Source organism: Streptomyces sp. NPDC058375, from assembly GCF_042723425.1.
GTDB lineage: Bacteria > Actinomycetota > Actinomycetes > Streptomycetales > Streptomycetaceae > Streptomyces > Streptomyces durocortorensis.
On record NZ_JBHXJG010000393.1, the window covers coordinates 1 to 4,485 of the forward strand.

Genomic DNA, 4,485 nt, shown 5'->3' on the forward strand with positions numbered 1-4,485 from the left:
ACGCCGCTCAGCTCCGCCGCGTCGGACCGGTTCCGCTCGGCTACATCCACGGTGATAACCAGCCGAGGAACTGGCTGTGGTCCGAGACCGGGCTGGCGCTCATCGACTTCGAGCGCACCCGCCCGGCCGCCCGGCGCGTGGCGTGAAGGCTGTCGGCCGTCGGCGGAGACGGTGGCGCGCGCGCCACCCTCCGGCTTCAGCCGCCCGGCCGCCAGTCCGGACGGCGACCGCTGAGGCCGATCACCCGGTCCAGCAGCGGGGCGCCGTCCGGCACCGGGACCGGCGGCCCGAAGATGCCCCCGCGGTCCGGGTCGTCCTCGTCCGGAGCGAGGAGCGCCTCGCAGGACCGCAGCTCGGCCTCGCCCGCCACGTACGGCTGCCCGGTCGCCCGGGCCAGGTCCCAGCCGTGGACGACGAGTTCGTTGAGCGCGACGGCCCCGGCCACCTCGCCGGGCAGCTCCACCCCGCCCGCCCGGGTCGTCCCGGTCCAGGCGTCGAGGGAACGCCAGGCCGCCGCCACCTCCTCCAGCCGCCGGGGCAGCACCTCGCGCCAGTCGTCGTCGAGGACGGGGAGGGAGGCGTCCGGGGAGGTGGCCGTGGTCGGCCCGAGGTCCTTGCGGGCGGCGTCGCGGAAGGCGGTGGCCAGTCCGGTGAGGTGGCCCAGCAGCTCCCGTACGGCGTAGTCGGGACAGGGCGTGGGGCCGTCCAGCCGGCCGTCGTCGACCGAACCGAGCAGCCCGGCGATCCGCCGGGCGGCCGGCTCCAGGTCGAGCAGGGCGGCGGCGTCCGGCGCAGGGGTCTTGTGCGTATCCATAGAGGGAAGACTGCTCCACCGCCGGAAAGTCATCGGCCCGACGCACCGGCCCGGACCGCCGGGCGGGCTGCGCAACCCGGCATATAGCGGAAGGTTCCCGGCCGGACTCTTGTCGGCGGGCCCCACGCCATGTCATACAGGTCTGGACCATTGCTGTCCGGATGGAAGGCACCCCCGTGCAACGCCCCCACATATCTACCGCGTTGGCCTGTTCCGCCGCTCTGCTCCTCGCCACCCTCACCGCCTGCGGCGGCACCGCCGAGGCCGACACGCAGCCCCCCGGCACCCCCGAGGGCGTGACCGCCCAGGCCAGCAGCTCCACCTCGGTGCACGTCATGTGGAAGGCCGCCTCCGACGACGAGAAGGTCGCCGGTTACGAGATCTACCGGGGAAAGGCCAAGGTCAAGAGCGTCCCCGCGACGAAGACCATGATCGATGTCGACGGGCTGACGGCCTCGACGGACTACACCTTCAGCGTCCGGACCAAGGACACGGCCGGGAACCTCTCCGCTCCCAGCAAGGCCGTCCCCGTCACCACCCAGGCCACCCCGCCCAAGGACGACACGCCCCCCACCGTTCCGGCGAAGCTGACGGGCGGCGCCGACGGCGGCCGGGCCGCCACCCTCACCTGGGGCGCGGCCAAGGACGACGTCGGTGTCACCTCGTACGACATCTACCAGGAGGACTCCCGGATCCACAGCGTGCCGGGCACCGAGACCACGGCGAAGGTGACGGGCCTGCGCCCCGGGACCGTCTACACCTTCACCGTCCGGGCGAGGGACGCCTCCGACAAGTCCTCGGCCGACAGCAACGCGCTCGACCTCACCACCGAGTCCGCACCCGGCGCGCCCGCGAGCACGGCCCCCACCGGCCTGCGGACCGAAGTCGGCAAGGAGGGCGCGGAGTTCACCCTGGACCTGTCCTGGGACCAGCCCGACACGGGCGGAACCGTCCCCGCCTACGAGCTCTATCTGAACGGCAAGCTGACCACCACCATCGTCTGGGGCGGTACGCCCCCGAAGGGCCGCGCCGCCTACCGCCTGAACCTCCCCGACCCGGCGGGCACCCGCTACTCGGTGAAGCTCAGGGCCAAGCTCCCGGACGGCAAGTGGGGCGACTTCTCTGCCCAGCGGACGGTGGTCCTGACGGCCTGACACCTCCTGGTCCATCCGCCTCCCAGGCGTGCGGTCCCCCGCCCCTTGTGATCCCTTGGTCCCGGAAGGGGCCGGCGGGACCGAAGGGGCTGCACCATGGATCCGGGAGACGACCTGAGCACACGGGCCGACGCGGAGGCGGAGCCCCCGGCCGGGAAGAGGTTCACCTTCCCCAGCGCGCCGACGATCCTCGCTGTCGTCACACTGGCCGTCTGGGCGCTGGCCTTCCTGATCCCGCCCGGGGCGTACGACCGCGACGCGGACGGGGCCCCGGTCCAGGGCACGTACCACCGGGTCGACTCCGACCAGAGCTTCGTGGACCGACTGAACGACCTCTTCCTCTCCCCGGTCAACGGCCTCTACGGCGTCCAGGACGCGGAGACCGGCGAGGTCGGCCCGGACCTGGCCGGCGAACTGTACGGCAGCGCGGGTGTGTTCCTCTTCGTGTTGGCCATCGGCGCGTTCATCACCGTGGTGTTCGCCACCGGAGCCCTGGACCGGGGCATCGGCCGCCTGGCACACCGGCTGCGCGACCGGGGAGCCCTGCTCATCGCCGGGGTGATGCTGGTCTTCTCGCTCCTCGGTACGGTCGAGGGCTTCGCGGAGGAGACGCTCGGCTTCTACGGCCTGATCATCCCGCTGATGCTGGCCCTCGGCTACGACCGGATGGTGGCCACCGGCACGATCATCCTGGGCGCGGGCATCGGCGTGCTCTGTTCCACGGTCAACCCCTTCGCCACCGGAGTCGCGTCCTCCGCCGCCGACATCTCGCTCGGCGACGGCATCGTGCTGCGCGCGACCATGTGGGTGGTCCTCACGGCCGTCACGATCGCCTACGTCATCCGGTACGCGAACCGCGTCCGCGCGAACCCCGACCGCTCGCTCTCCGGCTTCCTCCCCGGCGACCGCGAACACGACGCGGCGGGCGCGGGCGAACCCCCGGAACTGACCGCGCTCCACCGGACCGTCCTCATCCTGGTCGCCCTGGTCTTCGGCTTCATGATCTTCTCGGTCGTCCCGTGGTCCAGCGCCCTCACGGGCGACGCCGACGCCACCCCGTACGGCTTCGAACTCGGCTGGTCCTTCCCCCATCTGGCCGCCCTGTTCCTGGCCGCGGCGGTCCTGGTGGGCGTCGTCGCCCGGTTCGGCGAGCAGCGGCTCAGCGCGACGATCGTCCAGGGCGCGGCCGACTTCATCTCCCCGGCCCTGGTCATCGTCCTCGCCCGCGGCGTCACGGTCATCATGAACAACTCGCAGATCACCGACACCGTGCTGCATTCCATCGAAGGCGTGGTCTCGGGCACCTCGTCGGCGCTCTTCGCTGTCTTCGTCTTCCTCGTCAACCTGCCCCTCGCCTTCCTCATCCCCTCCACCTCCGGCCACGCCACCCTGGCGATGCCGATCCTGGCCCCCCTGGCCGACTTCGCGGGCGTCTCCCGCGCCGTGGTCGTCACGGCGTGGCAGGCGGCGAGCGGCTGGATGAACCTCTGGGTTCCGACGACGGCGGTCACCATCGGCGGGGTGGCCCTGGCGAAGGTCGGCTACGACAAGTACCTGCGATTCGTCTGGCCGCTGCTGGCGATCCTGGCCGTACTGATCTGCGGGTTCGTGGCGCTGGGGGCGGTGTGGACGTGAACGGGGGCGGTCTCTTCCGGTGCCGCGCCCCTGCCGGCCGAGCTCGCTGAGGGCTGGGAATTCGCCCGGGCGGTGAGGGACGGAGCGCCTCTCCACACATAGCGCCCGCGGCTCAGGCGGGCTCCGCAGCACGCGGACGCGCTGGTTAGGGTGGCTGCTCGTGACCTACCGGAACGAGGGGGCGGGCCGGATGGCGGCTGGTGATGAGCGTCGGCGCAGGGCGGACGTGGTGCGGTACTGGCGGGCGGTGGAGCTGTTCAGCCCGCAGAAGGTGGAACCGGTCTCGCGTCCGAAGGACATGTACCCCGTCGAGTCCGGCGCTCCGCTGCCGTGGGAGGAGGGGCACCCAGTACGGCGGCGGAGCCCGGCTCGGAACATGGTCAGACAGCACACCGTGTACTGCGGTGTGTACCCGGTCGCTGCCGTACGCGACGTCCTGCTCGATGTCTTCGGCGGCAGCGAGGAGGACCATGACGGCCGAGTCGCCGGGGACAGCGCCCTGCTGGCCTTCGAGGTCACGGACGAGGGGCTGTTGGTCCAGGACTCCCTGGTCTTCTCCGCCTGCGGCTGGGCCGTGGGGCGCAGCCGCAAGCCGGGCCCCGGGGCGCGGGGATGGCTGGACGGGTTCGAGGAGGCGGTCGCCGCGGGCGAACGGATCGTCCTCGGTGTCGGGGACGGTCGGCTGCCTGTCGTGAACGCGGCGCCCGGCGGCCGGTCACGGCCGTTCGCCGGCCTGGTCTGCGAGATCGCCGTGGGTGCGGCCGGCGGTGCGCTGAACGCGGCCCTCGGGCCGGTCCTCGGTGATGTGGCTGCCGGGGCGCTGTCCGGCGCGGCCGATGCGGTGTCCGAGCGCCGGTCGTCCGGCGCGGAGCCCGGCGGAGC

5 protein-coding genes are annotated in these 4,485 nt (G+C 72.5%); 4 read left to right on the forward strand and 1 reads right to left on the reverse strand.

All coding sequences use genetic code 11. From position 1 onward, the window contains the following. Positions 1-146, forward strand: a 146-nt coding sequence (locus tag ACFWM7_RS33900) for a phosphotransferase (RefSeq protein ID WP_383268246.1), incomplete at its 5' end; no start/stop codon positions are given. Positions 147-196: 50 nt separating this feature from the next. Here the strand turns inward: ACFWM7_RS33900 and ACFWM7_RS33905 are convergent. Further along, positions 197-814: a TIGR03086 family metal-binding protein gene (locus tag ACFWM7_RS33905; protein WP_383268236.1), complete on the reverse strand. Its 618-nt coding sequence runs from the start codon at positions 812-814 to the stop codon at positions 197-199. A 161-nt stretch (positions 815-975) separates the two neighbouring features. On the opposite strand from ACFWM7_RS33905, the gene ACFWM7_RS33910 reads away from it, so the two are divergent. From ACFWM7_RS33910 to ACFWM7_RS33920, 3 genes are all read left to right on the forward strand, one after another. Then, complete coding sequence (locus tag ACFWM7_RS33910) at positions 976-1,968, forward strand: fibronectin type III domain-containing protein (protein WP_383268239.1); 993 nt, start codon at positions 976-978, stop codon at positions 1,966-1,968. Between the two features lie 96 nt (positions 1,969-2,064). Beyond that, positions 2,065-3,603, forward strand: a complete 1,539-nt coding sequence (locus tag ACFWM7_RS33915) for a YfcC family protein (RefSeq protein WP_383268242.1) — start codon at positions 2,065-2,067, stop codon at positions 3,601-3,603. 160 nt (positions 3,604-3,763) lie between these two features. After that, the coding region (locus tag ACFWM7_RS33920) for a hypothetical protein (protein WP_383268244.1) at positions 3,764-4,485 on the forward strand (722 nt) is incomplete at its 3' end.

What these genes read in the sequence shown, in the direction of transcription:
- ACFWM7_RS33910 (WP_383268239.1), top strand. Translation starts at nt 976, where the DNA reads ATGGAAGGCACCCCCGTGCAACGCCCCCACATATCTACCGCGTTGGCC.
- ACFWM7_RS33915 (WP_383268242.1), top strand. Translation starts at nt 2,065, where the DNA reads ATGGATCCGGGAGACGACCTGAGCACACGGGCCGACGCGGAGGCGGAG.
- ACFWM7_RS33905 (WP_383268236.1), bottom strand. Translation starts at nt 814, where the DNA reads ATGGATACGCACAAGACCCCTGCGCCGGACGCCGCCGCCCTGCTCGAC.